The organism is uncultured Ruegeria sp. (assembly GCF_947497005.1).
Taxonomy (GTDB): Bacteria; Pseudomonadota; Alphaproteobacteria; order Rhodobacterales; family Rhodobacteraceae; genus Ruegeria.
Map to the genome: position 1 here is coordinate 239,634 of NZ_CANMFF010000004.1, position 18,256 is coordinate 257,889.

Sequence of the window (18,256 nt, forward strand, 5' to 3'; positions counted from 1 at the left end):
CATAATTGCCATTTCCGAGATGCTGTAGTGCTTCTGGCGCACATCTATCCCCCTGAGACTGATCAGATCGTGCTTTACACCGTATTACTTGAGGCCGCCAAAGAATGCGGCGACGGCCCGGTGGGCGGTCGGGCGCTGGGGATTATTCGCGTCGAAAAGGGCTATGGGTCCTTGTGTCGGGAAAACTTTCAGGAGTACTGGCGGCAAGAAGCAGGGCTGACGAGTCTGATCAAGCTCGACAAGGACTTCCCGCACAAAGAGGCCTGTCTATCAAGGACAAAGCACCCCGTGAAGTGCTGTCCGTCTACGAATTGGACGTGATTGTAAAAGCTGACGCCATCGGCAGTAAACCGGTCTTTACACCCGACGGCCGGTCCGTGGGCCCCTGTCAACTCAGGGGCCTATGAATATTCAGCAGGGACGTCGCTTGCGCTGGGTTTCTGCATCCCCGAAGTGGCATAGCCCGGCAATGACGTGGTCATCCAGGTGATCGGCAAGCCGCATAAAGCACAGGTGCTCGCTGAACCGCTGCACGATCCTAAGGGCGGAAAGCTGCGCGACGTCAAACCGAAAGTGATGGAAGGGGCCACTTGACCGGCCCTGCATTTATCTTACCAATCAGGCGTTCATTTCAATGGCGGCCTTCAACAGCCAGTCTTGAAATAATCTGACCGGTGGCGAGACAGGTTTTTCCTTGAGCCGCACAAAATAGGCCCAGGGGCTGTTCAGATCGAACTTGAAAGGCTCGACCAGCAATCCTCGTTCGACATATGACTGCGCCAGCGAGCGTGGGAGGGCAACGCATCCCAACGATTTGGCTGCCATTTCCATTGCCAGATTCGATACGTTTGTCCGCAACCCGTCCTTCTGATTCAGATCGACTAGCCCGAAATGCCGCGCCACGTGCTCCCAATAGGCGGGGCGTCCCAGTATGTGTATCAAGGACGCTTCCTGTAACTGGGCGGGATTGGTCAGAGGCGCGTTATTGACTAGGAAACCGGGGGCGCAAACTACTGATAATTTCTCGACCCACAGCCGTTTTGCGTCTGTCGAGACATCATCTAAATGATTGATTGTAATTGAAATATCCGAGACATTCGGCTCGACATCGGTCCAGACGGTGCCATGAACCGTCAAATCGATGTCCGGATGCACCGTGTTGAATCCCCGGATCACATCCGGCAACCAGTTTTCGGCCAGACTGACCGGGCAGGACACCACCACCTTGCGGGTATGCGAACGCTGGATGACCGATTGTGTGGCCACATCGATTTCCTGCAGGGCGTGGCGGACTGAAGGCAGATAAGCCTCGCCCACATCGGTCAGCGACAGCGAGCGGGCATGACGCACGAACAGAGGTCGGCCGATGAATTCCTCAAGCGAGCGGACATGATTGCTGACGGCGGATTGGGTGCAGTTCAGCTCGACCGCGGCGCTGGTAAAACTCAGAAGGCGGGCGGCGGCCTCGAAGGAACGCAGAAAGGTCAGGTGGGGCAGTTTCATCATGACTAGGGTTCCTCAGACAGGGCGCAGGGCCATAATAGTACGCCGGCAGTCCGGTGTCGTGTTTCTGTGCAACTCGTGTGTCTGTGTCATACGCGAAAATACGCGCGGTCCCAGCCACAAATATTCCGGGGCCATTGCCCCATGATTGTTTTCGTGCCGCGCTTCGCAAACACGCCTAGTTTTCACCCGATACATTTAACCCTGAAAAAGCTCTCGTAGGACGCCGTGACCGACACTTTCAATACCGTCGCAGAATTCTCCCTTGGTAGCCGGGCAGAGGATTTTCCCGACAGTGCGCGCAAGGCGGCGGCACTTATGTTGCTGGATTCGCTGGGCATAACCATCGGTTCCGGCCCGATGTTGGCGGGGCAGATCGCACGCGACAGCGCCGTCGCGCTATATGGCGCGGGTGAGGCGGGGCTGAGCGCTAGGATGCTGTTCGACGGTCGCCGGGTCAGTGTGGCCGGCGCGGCCTATGCCGCGGCAACCCAGACTGACAATTTGGACGGCCACGACGGGTACAACCCGACCAAGGGCCATATCGGGGTGGTTGTTGTTCCTGCATTGGCAGCGCTGGCGGAAACCGTTGGCGATTTTTCCGGCCCCGAGGCGTTGGCAGCGGTGATCGTCGGGTATGAGGTCGCGGGACGCGCCGGAATTTCCCTGCATGACACGGTTAGCGACTATCACACATCGGGCGCGTGGAACGCGCTGGGGGTTGTGGCCATGGCGGCGCGCCTGCGGGGCTTGAGCGTCGAGCAGATGCGGCAAGCCATGGGCATTGCCGAATATCACGGCCCGCGCAGCCAGATGATGCGCGAGATCGCCAATCCCACCATGCTGCATGATGGATCGGGCTGGGGTGCGATGGTGGGTATATCCTCGGCAGTTCTGGCCGAGAAAGGCTTTACCGGCGCCCCTGCAATCACCATCGAGGCCGAAGAGGTCGCGCCTCATTGGCGGGATCTGGGCAGGTTCTGGCAGATGGAACATCAATATGTGAAACCTTATCCGATCTGTCGCTGGGCCCATGCGGCAATTGACGCCACACGCGCCTTGATCCGCGACAATGATCTGACGCATCAGGATATCGCGGCGATCCACGTGAACACATTCCAGGAAAGCGCCTGCCTGTTTCAGGGAATGCCGGATGACACATCCAAGGCGCAATACTCGCTGCCTTTTGCCGTCGCCACGCTGGTGGCGCATGGCCGGATCGGAGTCGAGCACATCACCGGAGCCGGTCTGTCCGACCCGCTGGTTGCAACGATCGTCGAGCGTATTTCGGTTGCCGAGGCAGCGCGTCATTCCGAGCGTTTCCCCAAGGGCCGCTTTGCCGATGTCAGTATGACCCTGACGGATGGGCGAGTGCTGGAGTCGGGCGACGTACATGCGCGCGGCGGTCCCGAGGCGCCGATGGATGAGGCCGAAGTGGTCGGCAAGTTCATGGAATTTGCCGCACCGTCGCTAGGCGCTGCGCGCGCCGCTGCCATTCGCGACGCGGTTCTGGGGTTGCAGGCGCCTGGATCGAAATTCTCGGACCTTGGCGCACTGATCTACGACGCCGCCGATAAGACGTAATATCAGGACAAAACGAATGCCGCTGAGGCCGTTGAAATACGGGCTATCCGCCGATTACCCGGTTACCGGAGACATTCCCGCCACGCCGGAGCTGAAATCCAGCTATGATGTGGTAATCGTGGGCGGGGGTGGCCACGGGCTGGCCTGTGCGCACTATCTGTCAAAGTGCCACGGCATCACCAATGTCGCGGTGCTGGAAAAGGGCTATCTGGCGGGCGGCAACACCGCGCGCAATACGACCACTATCCGTTCGAACTACATCACCAAGGAATGCATCGCGTTCTACAAGGAAGGCGTACAGCTTTACGAAGAGATGAGCGAGGAGCTTGACTTCAATGTGATGTTCAGCCAGCGCGGTCAGCTGACGCTGGCGCATACCGAGGCGACGTTGCGCTCGTTCCACTTGCGGGCCGAGATGGGCAAACATGCAGGCACCAATATCGAGGTTGTCGATGCCCAGGCGGTCAGGGACCTGTCCCCGCATCTGAACATGGATGAGGGCGGCCACTCGAAATCATGGGCGGCCTGTGGCATTCCGACGGCGGCGCAGCGCGGCACGATGCGGTGGCCTGGGGCTATGCCGCGCAGGCCAGCCGGCGCGGGGTGGAAATCCACCAGCGCACTGAAGTCGAAGGCTTTGACGTCGGCGGTGCCAAGATCACCAGGGTCCGCACCAATCGCGGCGATATCAGTGCCGGACAGGTGATGATTGCCGTTGGCGGCATGAACTACGACAAGGCGATGAAGGCCGGGGTGGAACTGCCGATCCGCTGCTATCCGCTGCAGGCGATGGTCACGCAGCCGCTGAAGCCGTGGCTGCACACGCTGGTCAGCTCGGTCAGCCTGCACACCAATCTGGTGCAGTCATCACGCGGTGAGATCGTGATCGGCGGCGGCTCGGACCCGTATCAGCTTTATTCCACCCGCTCGACGCTGGACATGAAAGAACATCTGGCCGAAGGCGCGGTGCATCTGATCCCGTTCCTGCACGGGGTGCGCCTGCTGCGGCAATGGGCCGGGACGACCGACATGACCGCCGATTACTCGCCGATCATGGGGGCCAGTCCATTGTCCAACCTGTGGTTGGATTGCGGCTGGGGCACCTGGGGGTTCAAGGCCACGCCGGTGGCGGACAAATACATGGCGCAGACCATCGCCAACCAGAAGGTCGCGCCGATCCTCGAACCTTTCACCATGGAACGTTTCGCCACTTTCGACCTGCTCAACGAAATGGGCGCTACAGCCGCGAGCCACTGACATGAAAATCCTGACCTGCCCAATGAACGGCCCTCGCAACATCAACGAATTCCAGAACTTTGGTCCGCTCAAGGCCAATCCCGACCCGGATGCCACCAGCGATCAGGATTGGGCCCGCCATCTGTTCCGCGCCGACAATTCACGCGGAACGCTGGTGGAATGGTGGCGGCACGTGCCCTCGAACTATTTCTTTCTGGCCGAACGCAACGCCACTACAAACGAGGTGATCCGCACCTTTGACCCCTCAGAACTGGAACAGATGTGATGGCACGACTTCCCGCGCCCTGGGGCAACAGGATCAACCGCGATGCGCCGGTGTCGATGGCAGGGGCCGAGGCGGATACGCTGGTGCAACTGCCGTCGGACCCCAATGTGCAAGCCGATCGCCACCCGATCTCGGCAGGGCAGCAAGTCACGGCGCAGAACGTCAACGGATCATTGGCGCGGGACTGCGACGCATTCATGGACAAGCTGGGGCGGTTCATGCTGGTACGGTTCTATTACCGCACCTTCATGGGCCCGACCCGCAACAGCTGGATGATATTGTGGGAGCCGCTGATCCGCAAGAAAGCAGGTCTGGGCGTGCTGGATATCTCCGCGCCACATGAGGATTACGAAAAGGTCAACCTGTTCTGCGATCTGCTGGTGGTGGGCGCGGGGCTGGCCGGACTGACCGCCGCCATCGAAGCGGCCGAGGCCGGGGCCGACGTCATTCTGGCCGAGCAGGAACCGGTTGCGGGCGGCGCGCTGAGCTATGGCTGTGACGGCGTGGACCGGCTGCCTGCGCTGCTGGCGCGGGCCGAAGAACTGCCGAACCTGCGGCTGATGACCGGCACCGTGGTGAATGGCTGGTTCGAGGATAACTGGCTGCCGCTGATCCGGGGCAACAAGCTGTTCAAGACCCGCGCGCGCGAGGTTCTGCTGGCCACCGGCTGCATCGAACAGCCCGCGATTTTCCGCAACAACGACCTGCCGGGTATGCTGCCGGGCACCTGCGTGCAACGGCTGATGCGGCATTATGGTGTGAAACCGGGGCAACGCGCCGTGGTGCTGGCCGCCAATCCTGATGGCTACCGGGTGGCGTTGGATTTGCTTGAGGCAGGTGTCGAACAGGCAGCGGTGGTTGATCCGCGCCCGGGCGGCAGCGGCGGCGCGCTGAGCGCAGAACTGGAGGCGCGCGGCAAGACGCATGTCACTGGCGTACGGGTCGGTGGCGACTGGCTGGATTGCGACCTGCTGGTGATATCGGTCGGCTATGCGCCGATGTGGCAACTCCCTGTCATGCCGGGGCCAAGCTGGGCTATGACGAAGATACGGCGCTGAACCGTCTGGGCCTGCCGACCCGCGACATTGCGCCGGTCAAGGATGCCGAAGCTGCGCTGACCAATTTCGAACCGGCCATCGCGGCGCATCCCAATGGCAAGGACTTTGTCGACCGGGACGAGGATATTCAGGTCAAGGACCTGCAAAACGCCATCAAGGAAGGCTATCGCGAGCTTGAGCTGATCAAGCGCTTTACCACTGTCGGCACGGGGCCGTCGCAGGGGCGGCACTCGGCGCTGGCCACCGCCCGCGTGGTGGCCAAGGCGACCGACCGCAGCATCGGGCAGATCGGCGTGACCACGGCCCGCCCGCCTTTTGGCCCGGAAACGCAGAGCGTGTTGTCCGGCCATCATCACCCGGCCGACCGGCACACGGCGCTGCATCACGAACATATCCGGCGGGGGGCCGACATGCGCCCGGTCGGGGCTTGGCGGCGACCCTATTTCTACGGTCCCAAACAAGACGCCAAACGCCTGATCGAGGAAGAGGTGCACGCGGTGCGCGATGGGGTCGGCGTGCTGGATGTCTCGACCCTCGGCGGGCTTGAAGTGCGCGGGCCGGATGCGGGCGAGTTCCTCAACCGCATTTACACTATGGCCTACAAGAAACAGCCCGTGGGCCGTTGCCGCTATTGCCTGATGACCAATGAAATGGGCACGGTGATCGACGATGGCGTGGCCTATCGTCTGGCCGAGGACCTTTATTATGTTACCGCCACAACCGGCGCGGTGGCGCGGGTTTATGCGGACATGCTGTTCTGGAACGCGCAGTGGCGGCTGGATGTCGATGTGCTGAACGTCACCTCGGCCTTTTCCGGGTTCAATATCACCGGGCCGAAGGCGCGCGAGGTGGTGGAAGCGCTGGACAGCGACATCGATTTCACGCGCGATGGCTTTGCCTATCTGGACGGGCGCAGTGGCACGGTCGCCGGGGTTTCGGTGCGCGCCATGCGGATCGGCTTTACCGGCGAACTGAGCTATGAGCTGCACTGCCCCACGAGTTATGCCCAAACCCTGTGGGATGCGGTGTTGGCGGCGGGCGAGCCGCACGGGTTGCACCCCTACGGGCTGGAAGCCAGCCGGATTCTGCGGCTCGAGAAGGGCCATATCCTGATCGGTCAGGATTCCGACGCGCTGACCTCGCCGGACGAGCTGGGGTTCGAATGGGCGATCTCCAAGACCAAACCATAATTCGTGGGCAAACGCGCCATCGAGATGCGCCGCAACAAGGGTCTGCCGCGCAAGCTGGTCGGGTTGACCTTCGACGGACCTGATGTGCCGGGTGAAAGCTGTCTGGTGCTGAAGGACGATGTGCCGGTGGGGCATGTGACCTCGGTCCTGTGGTCGCCGACGCTGAACACCTATATCGCGCTAGCCTATGTGCATGGCGATGACGCGCATAAGGGCGCGCAGGTCACCGTCAAATGCCGCAACGGCGCGCGGGTGACGGTGCCGGTGCGCGGCCATGCCTTCTTTGATCCCGAAAACAAACGGCAGGAGGTGTGATCATGCGCCTCTATCCGCTCGATCCCGGGGGGCCGCCGAAGGCACATCGCTTGTCTCTGGCCCCGTCACACTGCAGGATTTCAGCCATACGCCGCGCTTCGGCCTCAAAGGTCGGGGCACAATGGCGTTTCTGCAAGCGCAGGGCTATACCGTGCCCGAGGTTAACGAAATCGCCAATGACATCCTGCGGTTCGGCAAGGAAGAGGCCGTGGTGCTGAACGGCCCCGCTGATCTGCGCTCCCGGTGGGAGGCTGCTGCTGCGCCAAAAGGCTATTACTCGTGGCGCGAGGAGGCTTGGGGGATTATGCGCCTGACCGGCCCGCGCCTGTTTGATCTGATGGCCAAAATCAGCCCAGTCGATTTGTCACCGAGCGCCTTCCCGGCTGGGCGGATCGCCCAGACCCGTGTGGGATATGTCGAGGCGATCATATGGCGCAACGACCGCGAGGTCATCGGCTTTGACGTTTTGTTTGACGTTGCCGCCACCGCCTTTTTTGCCACTGCGGTGGCCACGGCCAGCGCCGAATTCAATTCCGAGGTACCCGCATGAAATCCCCCACCGTAATCCTGCATACCAACAACCCGGATGCTGCCCTCGTGGTTTTGGCCGAAGGACACCCTGATCTGCAAATTCACACCTGCGACAGCTATGACGCGTTGCCGGGCATGGTTGACGAAACCGAGGCTGGGGTTGTCTATTCGGTTCGCTTTGCCGGTACGCCGGGTTTTCCGCGGCAGGCTCTGATTGAAGCGCCCAGCGTCAAATGGGTCTCAGTCGGTGGATCGGGCACGGATCATATGAACCCGTGGGACCCAATCACGTTCACCGTGACCAATGCCGCCGGCGTTGCGGCGGATATGATTGCGCAATACGCGCTGGGGGCGATGTTTCATTTCACCCTGGATCTGCCGGGGTTCAGAGCCGCCCAGGCACGGCGGGAATGGATGTCCGGCAAAGTTGAACCGATTGACGGCAAGACAGTGCTGATCTTGGGGCTTGGGCAGATCGGTATGGCCGTTGCCGCACGGTCTAAGGCAATGGGTCTCTCTACCATAGGCGTGCGCGCACGCCCCAAGGGCACACCGAATGTGGATGAAGTTCACGGCATGGACGCGCTGCCCGACCTCTGGCCCCGTGCGGATTTCATTGTTGTCTGCGTACCGCTTCTGGACAGCACTAGGGGGTTGGTGAACGCACTAGCCTTTGCGGCGATGAAACCGGGTGCGGTGATCGTCGATGTTTCGCGCGGGGGGTTGATCGATGAAGTTCCGCTTGTGCGCGCTTTGGAAACCGGTGCCTTGCGCGGCGCTGGATGTTTTTTCCATCGAGCCACTGCCTGCGAACCATGTGCTCTGGGGGTTCGACAATGTGATCGTAACGCCGCACTGCTCGTCTGTTTACGAGGGTTGGGACCTCAAATCGGTCGAAATGTTTTCTGACAATCTTTGGCGCTATCGCAAGGGAGAAGCGCTGACAAACATCGTCAATCCCGAAAGAGGATACTGAAATGACACGAGACAGACGCAGTACATCCCGAAGCGGTGGCCGGCGCGGGAAAAGCGCACGGGCAAGCGCCGATATCCAGCAGTTGCCGTGGCAAAACATCGTGAACTCAGCCCCCAAGATGGAGTTGCTGAGCGAGGTGCAACTGGATCAGTTGCATACCACTTCGATGCGTATCCTGTCCGAGGCAGGTATTCGCGTCATGGGCGACAATGTGATGGACCTGTTCGAGCAGGCCGGTGCCATTGTGGATCGAGACACCAAGACGATCCGCATTGATGAGAGTATCGTCAATGAAGCCCTTAAGACGGTTCCGACGACATTCACTCTGACCGGCCGCAATCCGGCCAAGCGGATCACGCTGGGCGGCGACCATGTCAATTTTGGCCTCGTCGCCGGCCCGCCAAATGTACACGACTGCATCAATGGGCGTCGTCCGGGCAATTATGAAGACTATTGCAACTTCATCAAACTGGCCCATCATTTCAACGCAATCCACCTGATCGGCAATCAGGTGACAGCGCCGCAGGAGATGCCGGCAAACAACCGGCATCTGGATACCTATAACGCCAATCTGACCTATAGCGACCTCAGCTTCCATGCCACCGCGATTGGGCGGGGGCGGGCCATGGACGGCTTCAACATGATGGCCATCGCCCGCGGCATGACGCTGGAAGAGATGCGCGCGGATCCGGGGGTGATCACCATCATTTCGGTAAACTCGCCGCGCTTGTTCGACGATGCGATGGGGGACGGCTTGATCGCCATGGCAGAGCATGGCCAGCCGGTCACGATCACGCAGTTCACTCTGATGGGGGCGATGACTCCGGTCACTTTGCCCGCCGCTCTGGCGCAACAGAATGCCGAGGCCTTGTTCGGGGTGACCCTGACCCAGCTGGTCAATCCGGGCACACCGGTGATGTATGGGGCGTTCACCTCGAACGTGGATATGCGGTCGGGCGCACCGGCCTTTGGTACCCCGGAAAACACCAAGGCCAATATGATCAGCGGTCAGCTGACGCGCCGCTATGGCATTCCCTATCGTACGTCGAACGCCAATGCCTCGAACGTGGTGGATTTGCAGGCGGCCTATGAAACGATGATGGCCACCTGGGGGGCCGCTCTGGGCGGGGCTAATCTGGTCTATCAAGCCGCCGGATGGCTCGAAGGCGGACTGACCGCGTCATATGAGAAGCTGGTCATGGATGTCGAGATTCTCCAGAACATGATGGAATTCCTGAAACCGCTGAAGTTCGACGAAAGCGAGTTGGGGCTTGACGCCATCAAGGACGTCCCGACTGGTGGGCATTTCTTTGGCGTCGATCATACGATGGAGCGCTATGAGACTGCGTTCTATGCGCCAATGCTGTCCGATTGGCAAAACCACGGCGCGTGGGAGGCCGCAGGGTCCAAAACTGCGCTGAACCGGGCGACTGAGATATGGCAGCAAGCCTTGCGGGAATACAAAGAACCCGCGATGGACCCGGCCATCCGCGAAGAACTGGATGCCTATATCGCGCAACGCAAGGAAGAGATCGGCACAGACGAGCCGTAGGAGCTAAAGGCCGGGCAATCAGCCCGGCCTTCGTTTACTGCAGATCGAACAGGCGCCCTGGGACAGCTCCATGCTTGGGAAGATCAAGGGCACGCATCAGGGCAAACACCATGGCCTGATTTGACGTCACTACAGGTTTGTCCAGCGTTTTCTCGATCAGGGTGATCGCCTCTACCGAGCGCATGTCGGTACAGCTGAGCACGATCGCCTGCGCGTCGACGTGGTCGGCCTGACAGGCCAAATCGTATACTTCGTCCGGAGTCAGTTCGCCCTGACCGTAATTGCCCAACTCGCGGCCTACATCGGCGCAGTTCACCGTTTCGATGCCGTTCTGGGCCATGAAATCCATCGCCTGAGTATTGATCTCGCCCAGATAGGGTGAGGAAAAGCTGACCTTCGTGGCTCCCAGCGCCTTGATCGCGGCGATCAGCGATCCGGCGGCAGTCAGCGACAGTGCCCCGGACCCGGCTTTGATCTGTTGCGCCAGATCCGCATCGAAAGATGGCCCATGGGTCAGGGTCGCCGAGGTGCAGCCATAAAGCACTACATCAGGCCGCACCCCCGAGATCATCCGCAGATCATGGCTGATATCGGACGCGCCCAGACCCGCCATCTGGTCAGCGCCCGGAATCTCGTCGACGTCATACCCGCCCATACGCTGGAAATGGACGGTAGTGTTGGGCGGGCGCAGCATCTCCATATCCGGTTCCAGATTGGTGTTGGTGAAGGGCACAAGCACGCCGATCTTGGCGGCCGTTCGGGTCTCGGTCATGTCAGTGCACCTATCAATACGTCGCGGGCCTTGTTCATTGTCGCGGGCGCACAGATGGTCGCGCGCAGGCAATCCGACAGGCTATAGCCACCCATGCCGCGCATCAGCAGGTTTTCGGCCCGCAGGGCGGCATCGGCGCGTTTTGCTGCGGCAGTCGAGGCAAAGCGGATCAGCACGAAATTGGTGTGGCTTTCGGGCACGATCAAACCCAGTTCGCGACATTCCCGCGCGAACCCGTCGCGAAGCACCGTTGTCTGCTTGACCACATCGCGCATATGCGCCTGGTCGCGCATCGCCGCAGCAGCCGCTGCCTGAGACGCGATTGAGATGTTGTTTGGGTTCAGCAACTTGCGCAGCTCACCTGCGATCTCAGTGGGGAAATATCCCCATCCGGCCCGCGCCCCGGCCAGCCCGTAAGCCTTGGAGAAAGTGCGCGTGATCACCGTGTCGCCGCGACCCGTCAGCGCAAAAATCTCTACCGGGTCATTAGCCTGATCCGCGAATTCCGCATAGGCCTGATCCACCACCAGCAGCACGTTGCCGGGCAAGGCGGCGCGCAGCCGGATGATCTCGGAGTTCGGGATCAGCGTGCCAGTGGGGTTGCCCGGATTGCAGACAAACACGATGCGGGTTTTCGGCGAGACAGAAGACAGAATCGCGTCCACCGATACAGTCAGATCGATCTCGGGCGCCGCGACATATTCCGCCTGTGTTTGTGCCGTTGCCGAGGCAACAAAGGCATAACCATACTGCGTGCCCAACACGTGATCGCCCGACCCGGCAAAGGCGCGGATCAGGCAGCCGATCAGTTCCATAGAACCGGCACCGCACAGGACGCGGGCGGGGTCGAGAGTATGCACTTTTGCGATGGCCGCGCGCATGTCGGGCCATTCGGGGTCGGGATAGAGCGTCAGATCCGCCAGCACCGCCTGTCCCGCCGCAACCGCAGCCGGGCTGGCGGGAAAGGCGCTTTCGTTCTGGGCCAGCGACACAATCTCAGGCCCACCAAGATCGGCCAGGGCATAGGCACCCATTCCACGGACGTGTTCAACTGCGCGGATCATGATGCACCCCCGTAGGATTTGGCGCCCTCTGCGCTGACCAAACCACGCCTGAGGTCTAATGCCAGCGCTTCTGGATCGCGCTCAGCCGGGTCACCAAAGCCGCCACCGCCTGGCGTGTCGAAAATCAGATAGTCATCGCCTTCCACGCGCAATTCGCCCTTGCCGGGAATGTCGCTGTCCCCATCGCGGAACCGTATGCGTCCTGGCGCGCCGGGTTGACCACCCATACGGCCCAGAGCCGGGAATTTGAGGCGTTCAACCGACAGAAACACGATGAAAGGCGCGTTGTTGGAGGAGGTCATCTCGATCCGCTGCCCAAGGCCGCCGCGATACTTGCCGGCACCGCCGGAATCCGGCAGCAGCTCGCGCCGCCACACGATCACGGGGGCCACGCTTTCCGTGATCTCGACTTGAGAGCCAAAAACACCCGATGGGTAAGCTGTGGCCGATAACCCGTCTGCATGGGGCCGCGCGCCGGTGCCGCCATTGTGCACCGGTTCAATGGCAAATTCGCGCCCGCCATCGCGGGCCACTTCGGGGGCATGACGCATCGGCAGATCAAACATGCAAGAAGCGCCCTCGGCCGGAACCTGATCCGGCAGGGCTTGATGCAGGCAGCCCAGCACCAGATCGGGCGTCACCTGTCCCAGCGTGTGCCGCATCGCAACCGGAACCGGGCGCTGCGCGTTTAGAATGCAGCCCTTTGGCCCGTCCACGGTAAACGGCTCAAGCGAACCCGCGTTGTTTGGAATATCCGGCCCGACGATGCAGCGCAGCGCGAACACCGTATAGGCGGTGGCATAGTTCAGCGGCACGTTGATGCCCTTGCGCGAACAACCCGAAGTCCCGGTGAAATCCACATGCATTCCCGATTTGGTGACGGTCAGGGTGGCGTGCAGCTCCAGCTCGTTCTCATAGCCATCCATCTTCAGCGCGTTCTTGTAGACGCCTTCGGGCACCTCGGCGATGGCCTCAAGCGTGCCGCGGCGCGAGGTGTCGATAATATAGCAGCCAAGCGTGTCCAGATCGTCGATGTCGAATTCTTTCATCATGCCGACCAGACGGCTTACCCCAGCCTCGCAGCAGGCGATCAGCGCATAGATGTCGCCGTCGTTGGCAATCGGCTCGCGGCTGTTGGCACGGATGATGTCCAGCAGCAGCGCGTTGGGGGTGCCTTCCTCGACCAGCTTGCAGGGCGGGACCAGCAGTCCCTCATCATAGATGTCGGACCCTTCGGGGCCCATGCCTTGCCCGCCCAGATCCACCAGATGAGAGGTGCAGGAGGTAAAGCCCACCACTTTGCCATCCTTGAAAGCCGGCATCATCAACAGGAAGTCATTCAGATGCCCCGAAGCGAGCCATGGGTCATTGGTCATGTAGATGTCGCCGGGTTTCATGTCCTGCAGCGCAAAGCGGCCACGCAGGTGCAGCACTGCTTCGGCCATGGTATTGATATGGCCCGGCGTGCCAGTCACGGCCTGCGCCAGCATCCGGCCGTTGACGTCGAAAATCCCGGCCGAGATATCGCCGCATTCACGCACGATGGGGGAAAAGGCGGCGCGGATCAGGGTCTGGCCCTGTTCCTCGACCACCGCCAGCAAGCGGTTCCACATCACTTGCAGGCGAGCGGGGGGAAGATCGGTCGTCATCATGCGCCTCCTTTCTGGTCCTGAACCAGGACGAGGTTTCCAATTGCATCCACATGGGCCGAGAAATCGGCTGAGACCAGCGTGGTGGTCTGCGGCTCGTGGATCAGCGCCGGGCCGCAAACGCGGTTGCCGGGTTTCAGGTCAGACCGGGCCACAAAGGCGGCCTGTTTCAGCGTTCCGTCCACATCACAGGTGATCGGGCGGATGTCCGATGCCGCAATTGTGGACAGCGCGGGCGTTTCGGACACCGGAGGCACGGCACTGTCGCGGGTGGCGACGCGCACGGCCCAGTTGAGGATCTCGATCTGCATCCCCGGCACCGGGCGCGAGAATTGCTTACGGTATTCCTCTTCAAACGCGGCGGTCAGCGGGGCGATGTCGTCTGCTGTCAGATGCCGGTCGGGCAAGGCGATCTCGATCTCGTGGCCCTGTCCGTTGTAGCGCATGAAAGCGGTGCGCAGCGTCTCGGTAGGGGCATCGCCCGCACCTTGGACGACCACATCCTTTGCTTCAGTGATCATGGCGTCGAACAGTGCGTTGATCTCGTCCATGTCCATGCTGTCCAACAGCGAATAGCGCGAGCGGACGATTTCGAACGACACTGGCGCGAACAGGAAACCCACCGCCGAGCCGACGCCTGGATTGGGCGGGATCACGATGCGGCTGACTCCGGCAGATCGCGCCACTCGGCTGGCATGCAGCGGCCCGTTGCCGCCAAAGGCAATCATTGTGCGCGGTCCAAGATCCTTACCCGATTCCACCGCGTGCATCCGACCCGCGCTGGCCATGCTTTCGTCAACGATGCGGCTGACGCCATCGGCTGAGCCAACGGCATCCAGATCAAGCTCTGATCCGATCACTTTCGCCAGAACCTGTTTCGAACCTTCGGGATCAAGCTGAATATGTCCCTCGGCGAAAATGTCAGGCACGATATAGCCCAGTGTGATGTCACTGTCGGTTACAGTAGGATCGATGCCGCCGCGCATGAAAGCGACCGGCCCGGGCTCGGAACCCGCCGATTTTGGCCCGACAGTCAGGCGCCCCAACCGGTCGACCCCTGCGATGGAGCCGCCACCGGCGCCGATCTCGATCATCTCGATCACCGGAATACGCACCGGCATTCCCGATCCTTTGATGAAGCGCGCGGCGCGGGCGATCTCGAATGAGCGCGAAGTCTGCGGGCGGGCCTTGTCGATCAGACACAGTTTGGCGGTGGTGCCGCCGACGTCAAAAGACAGCACCTCGTTCAGCCCGGTTCGGGCGGCGATGTGGGCGGCCAGAATGGCCCCACCGGCCGGGCCGGATTCCACCAGCCGGATCGGAAAGCGCGCAGCGGTACGCACGGTGCACATGCCGCCACCGGCGGTCATCATCAGGATCGGACAGGTCACGCCCTCTGCCTCGAAGCGATCAACGAAGCGGTTCAGATAGGTCTCCATCAACGGTTGGATATAGGCGTTGGCGATGGTGGTGCACAGCCGGTCGAACTCGCGCGCTTCGGGGCTGACATCGGACGAGATCGATACAGTCAGATCCGGGCGGTGTTCAACCAGAAGATCCCGCAGGCGTCTTTCGTGGGCCGGGTTGGCGTATGAATGCATCAGACAGATGGCAACAGCCTTGGCTTCGCAGGCGTCGATTTCAGCCAGCAACCGGTCGAGCTGCGCCTCGTCCAGTTCAATCAGCACCACACCTTCTGCCGACATACGTTCGCGGATGCTCAGAGAACGCTCGCGCGGCACCAGCAGGTCTGGCTTCTCGAGGTTGATGTCGTATTGGGAATACCGCCGTTCATATCCGATATCGAGGATGTCCCGGAACCCTTCGGTACAGATCGTGGCGACAACCGCGCCCCGCCGTTCGATCAGCGCGTTGGTCGCAAGTGTCGTGCCATGGATAAAACCGGTGACGTCCTCCAGCGCCCGTCCGGATTGCGCCATCACACGTTGTGCGCCCTCCATGGCACCTTCCGCTGGGTTTTGATGGGTGGTTAGGGTTTTGGTCGAAGCCAGTATTGTCTCTTCGCCAGAGACAAGTACCGTGTCGGTAAAAGTGCCGCCAATATCAATGGCGAGGCGCAAAGCAGTTGTCATGGAGTATTCCGAATATTCGTGATCGCAGCGTGATACAGAAGGGCAAACGCCCGCGATCAGGCAGCGATCACCAGATCACAGCCGGTGGCACGGCGATCCAGACGGTTGGGAATACACAGACAGTTCATACCGTTTTTTCTCTTACAGTGATTCAGGTCACAAGCCAATTTACGACAAGTTAGCCTGCAAGCGACACAATTATTGCTGCACGTCAAATTTCTGCCGACTACCGGGTAGTCAGACGCGGATCATGAAATCAGGCAACTCACCAACGCTCGTGTGCCTTGGCGCAGTCCGTTTCTTAGGTTGCCGCGACCTGTCTTTGGGTAGACGTGTTTGCAATGCCCATGATGAGGTCGGCGAACACCGGGAGACCTCCGTAATCTATGACACTGATGGTCGTCGTCTAACCTGAAGCAACCTACCGATTGACGAGTGCCTCTTTTAGTTCAGTACTGGGATGAAGCAAGTAGCAAGTAGAATGGGCCGAAATGTTCCAGATCCGCTATAGCGACGCAGCAAGGAACCGCCTGCCTCTGTTAATTTGACAATTTCTGAGAGCGGGCTTCGATATTCACGAATGGATGCCGATATCAAGCTGCGTTTGACGACACGTGAAGCCACTATTTTTAGTTGCGTTTCGTAGCCAGCCTGAAACAGGATCGCGCATTGATTTTTTTGGACTATGCCCGCAAGCCATAAATGCTGGCCCGCGGACTGTGTTTATGCCGTCTAGTCCCGTAGTCAGAACTCGACGACGGCGCGGATGCTTTCGCCTTCGTGCATCAGATCAAGCTCGTGGTTGATCTCATCCAGCAAGAGCTTGTGGCCATCGGGTCGATTTCAATTTTGCTGTCAATGAACCAGTCAACGATCTTTGGCACGTCCGTACGGCCTGACGCGCCGCCAAAGGCCGTACCGCGCCAGCTACGGCCGGTAATCAACTGGAATGGGCGGGTCGGTATTTCCGCCCCAGCTGGTGTCACGCCGGTGATGATCTATTCACCCCAGCCTTTGTGCGCAGCTTCCAGCGCGGTGCGCATCACTCCAACATTGCCAGTCGCATCAAACGTATAGTCGGCACCGCCGCCGGTCAGGCCCACCAGATGCGCGACAAGGTCACCGTCGATCTTGGACGGGTTCACGAAATCTGTCATGCCGAACTTCGTGGCCATCTCAGCCTTACCGGGGTTCAGGTCGACACCGACGATCTGGTCGGCTCCCGCCAAGCGTAAGCCCTGAATCACATTCAGCCCAATGCCACTCAGACCAAACACAATGCCTCGGTTGCCGATTTCGACTCTGGCGGTATTGATCACCGCGTCAATGCCGGTGGTGACGTCGCAGCCGATGTGGCGGATCTTGTCGAATGGCGCGTCAGGACAGTCCGGTCGAAGATCTTACATTCGACTGAGAATTTGAAAGCTGCGACCCTTCAAGGCGGCTTTGCCACGGGCAACGAATGACCCTGAAAATCTTGGAATTAAGTCCGGATGAGCGCCCTATGGGACGCTGGGACCAGATTTTTCAATTGTCGCCGTCTATGCGATCGTTCTTTCCATCAGACGGTAAAATTCGTCACTTGCGTATTTTTCCTGCCAGGGCTTGTGCCCGCATCGTTTGATTTCAACAAATTCTGCCGAAGGAAGTGCCGCTTGCAATGGCAGCCGCACGCCTTCCGAAGGCCTTGGATCGTGATCTCCATGGATTGCTATGACAGGGCAACGAATGGTAGAAATCGCATCAAGAAGCGCGCCATCTTTGCGCATGCCATCTGCTTCGCGCCACACCGCCTGATGTATCGCTCCGTCAAACATAACTTTGGGTTGCGGGGACATGTCTCGTGCGTAGGTATCTGCCAGATCGCTGAGTTCGATAAAGCGTGCAACGTGAGTGGGGTCTCCTGCCATGGGACGCAGAGCCTTCAGTTCGGTCCGTTCATCGTTTGTCAGGCGAGAGCTTTTCGTGGTTTGGATTGCTCTGGCGTAATTCGCTTCGAGCGGTCCGCTGCCGACAAGGATGAGCGTTCTCACTAAAATTTCGTGTTGCGCGGCGAGTAAACATCCGAGCCAGGCACCCCACGACCAACCGATGACAACAACGGGTGGCTTGCAATATTGTTCAATTTGCGATCTGAGTTCGTTCACCTGTCCATTCGCTGACCGGCGCGACTGAAAGGGTTCAAGTACGTCAAAGCCCCTGCAACCGAGTTCACGCGCAAACGGTTCGACCTCTCCGGCGCCGCCAGGCCCGCCGTGAAGCACGACGACGCGAGAGGGTTTTTTGCCGTACTGGCGAACTTCTTCTTGTAGTTTAATCATTCCGCAATCGTCATCTACAGGACGCCGCATTGTCAAATCGAACGGCAAACGAATATCGGATTAGAAGGCCTGGGAGACTTCAGACAATTTCTGCTTTCACCTGTCGCCACCTGTGTTCGCATGTGA

Annotated in this window: 14 protein-coding genes and 3 pseudogenes; 10 read left to right on the forward strand and 7 right to left on the reverse strand. The window is 60.1% G+C overall.

Features of this window, described 5'->3' with window-relative positions; genetic code table 11:
• Nucleotides 1-618 precede the first annotated feature (618 nt).
• The gene (locus tag Q0816_RS07770; RefSeq protein ID WP_298849172.1) at nt 619-1,506 is read right to left on the reverse strand and encodes a LysR substrate-binding domain-containing protein; all 888 of its coding nucleotides are present in this window, start codon (nt 1,504-1,506) and stop codon (nt 619-621) included.
• Between the two features lie 225 nt (nt 1,507-1,731).
• Between Q0816_RS07770 and Q0816_RS07775 the strand changes: the two genes are divergently transcribed.
• The 10 genes and pseudogenes from Q0816_RS07775 to Q0816_RS07820 all read left to right on the forward strand — a co-directional run bounded on the left by Q0816_RS07775 (nt 1,732) and on the right by Q0816_RS07820 (nt 10,231).
• Complete coding sequence (locus Q0816_RS07775) at nt 1,732-3,087, forward strand: MmgE/PrpD family protein (RefSeq protein WP_298849173.1); 1,356 nt, start codon at nt 1,732-1,734, stop codon at nt 3,085-3,087.
• A 16-nt stretch (nt 3,088-3,103) separates the two neighbouring features.
• Nucleotides 3,104-3,562 (forward strand): annotated as a pseudogene (locus Q0816_RS07780) (FAD-dependent oxidoreductase); the annotation flags it as partial.
• 41 nt (nt 3,563-3,603) lie between these two features.
• Complete coding sequence (locus Q0816_RS07785; RefSeq protein WP_298849174.1) at nt 3,604-4,344, forward strand: FAD-dependent oxidoreductase; 741 nt, start codon at nt 3,604-3,606, stop codon at nt 4,342-4,344.
• Between the two features lies 1 nt (nt 4,345).
• A complete protein-coding gene (locus tag Q0816_RS07790) occupies nt 4,346-4,609 on the forward strand; it encodes a sarcosine oxidase subunit delta (RefSeq protein WP_298849175.1) in 264 nt (87 codons plus the stop codon).
• Nucleotides 4,609-5,667, forward strand: a complete 1,059-nt coding sequence (locus Q0816_RS07795) for an FAD-binding protein (RefSeq protein ID WP_298849176.1) — start codon at nt 4,609-4,611, stop codon at nt 5,665-5,667. The genes Q0816_RS07790 and Q0816_RS07795 overlap by 1 nt, the downstream gene beginning before the upstream one ends.
• Nucleotides 5,610-6,857: a hypothetical protein gene (locus Q0816_RS07800; protein ID WP_298849177.1), complete on the forward strand. Its 1,248-nt coding sequence runs from the start codon at nt 5,610-5,612 to the stop codon at nt 6,855-6,857. Before Q0816_RS07795 ends, Q0816_RS07800 begins: the two co-directional genes overlap by 58 nt.
• Nucleotides 6,858-6,860: 3 nt before the next feature.
• Nucleotides 6,861-7,172 (forward strand): glycine cleavage T C-terminal barrel domain-containing protein, encoded by a 312-nt coding sequence (locus Q0816_RS07805; RefSeq protein WP_298849178.1) that lies wholly within the window; start codon nt 6,861-6,863, stop codon nt 7,170-7,172.
• Between the two features lie 121 nt (nt 7,173-7,293).
• Entirely contained in the window at nt 7,294-7,722 is a 429-nt protein-coding gene (locus Q0816_RS07810) for a hypothetical protein (RefSeq protein WP_298849179.1), read from the forward strand.
• A 335-nt stretch (nt 7,723-8,057) separates the two neighbouring features.
• A pseudogene (locus tag Q0816_RS26010) lies at nt 8,058-8,679 on the forward strand (NAD(P)-dependent oxidoreductase).
• Nucleotide 8,680: 1 nt separating this feature from the next.
• Nucleotides 8,681-10,231 carry a trimethylamine methyltransferase family protein gene (locus Q0816_RS07820; RefSeq protein ID WP_298849181.1) on the forward strand — a complete coding sequence of 517 codons (1,551 nt, stop codon included), beginning with the start codon at nt 8,681-8,683 and terminating at the stop codon, nt 10,229-10,231.
• Between the two features lie 34 nt (nt 10,232-10,265).
• Here the strand turns inward: Q0816_RS07820 and Q0816_RS07825 are convergent, their stop codons facing one another.
• The 6 genes and pseudogenes from Q0816_RS07825 to Q0816_RS07850 all read right to left on the reverse strand — a co-directional run bounded on the left by Q0816_RS07825 (nt 10,266) and on the right by Q0816_RS07850 (nt 18,178).
• On the reverse strand, nt 10,266-11,003 hold the full coding sequence (locus Q0816_RS07825; RefSeq protein ID WP_298849182.1) for an Asp/Glu racemase: 738 nt from the start codon (nt 11,001-11,003) through the stop codon (nt 10,266-10,268).
• The gene (locus Q0816_RS07830; protein WP_298849183.1) at nt 11,000-12,067 is read right to left on the reverse strand and encodes a histidinol-phosphate transaminase; all 1,068 of its coding nucleotides are present in this window, start codon (nt 12,065-12,067) and stop codon (nt 11,000-11,002) included. Before Q0816_RS07830 ends, Q0816_RS07825 begins: the two co-directional genes overlap by 4 nt.
• Nucleotides 12,064-13,716: a hydantoinase B/oxoprolinase family protein gene (locus tag Q0816_RS07835; protein ID WP_298849184.1), complete on the reverse strand. Its 1,653-nt coding sequence runs from the start codon at nt 13,714-13,716 to the stop codon at nt 12,064-12,066. The genes Q0816_RS07830 and Q0816_RS07835 overlap by 4 nt, the downstream gene beginning before the upstream one ends.
• Nucleotides 13,716-15,809 carry a hydantoinase/oxoprolinase family protein gene (locus tag Q0816_RS07840; RefSeq protein ID WP_298849185.1) on the reverse strand — a complete coding sequence of 698 codons (2,094 nt, stop codon included), beginning with the start codon at nt 15,807-15,809 and terminating at the stop codon, nt 13,716-13,718. Before Q0816_RS07840 ends, Q0816_RS07835 begins: the two co-directional genes overlap by 1 nt.
• A 744-nt stretch (nt 15,810-16,553) precedes the next feature.
• Nucleotides 16,554-17,188, reverse strand: a pseudogene (locus Q0816_RS07845) (zinc-binding dehydrogenase); the annotation flags it as partial.
• A gap of 162 nt (nt 17,189-17,350) precedes the next feature.
• The gene (locus Q0816_RS07850; protein WP_298849186.1) at nt 17,351-18,178 is read right to left on the reverse strand and encodes an alpha/beta hydrolase; all 828 of its coding nucleotides are present in this window, start codon (nt 18,176-18,178) and stop codon (nt 17,351-17,353) included.
• Between the last annotated feature and the right edge of the window lie 78 nt (nt 18,179-18,256).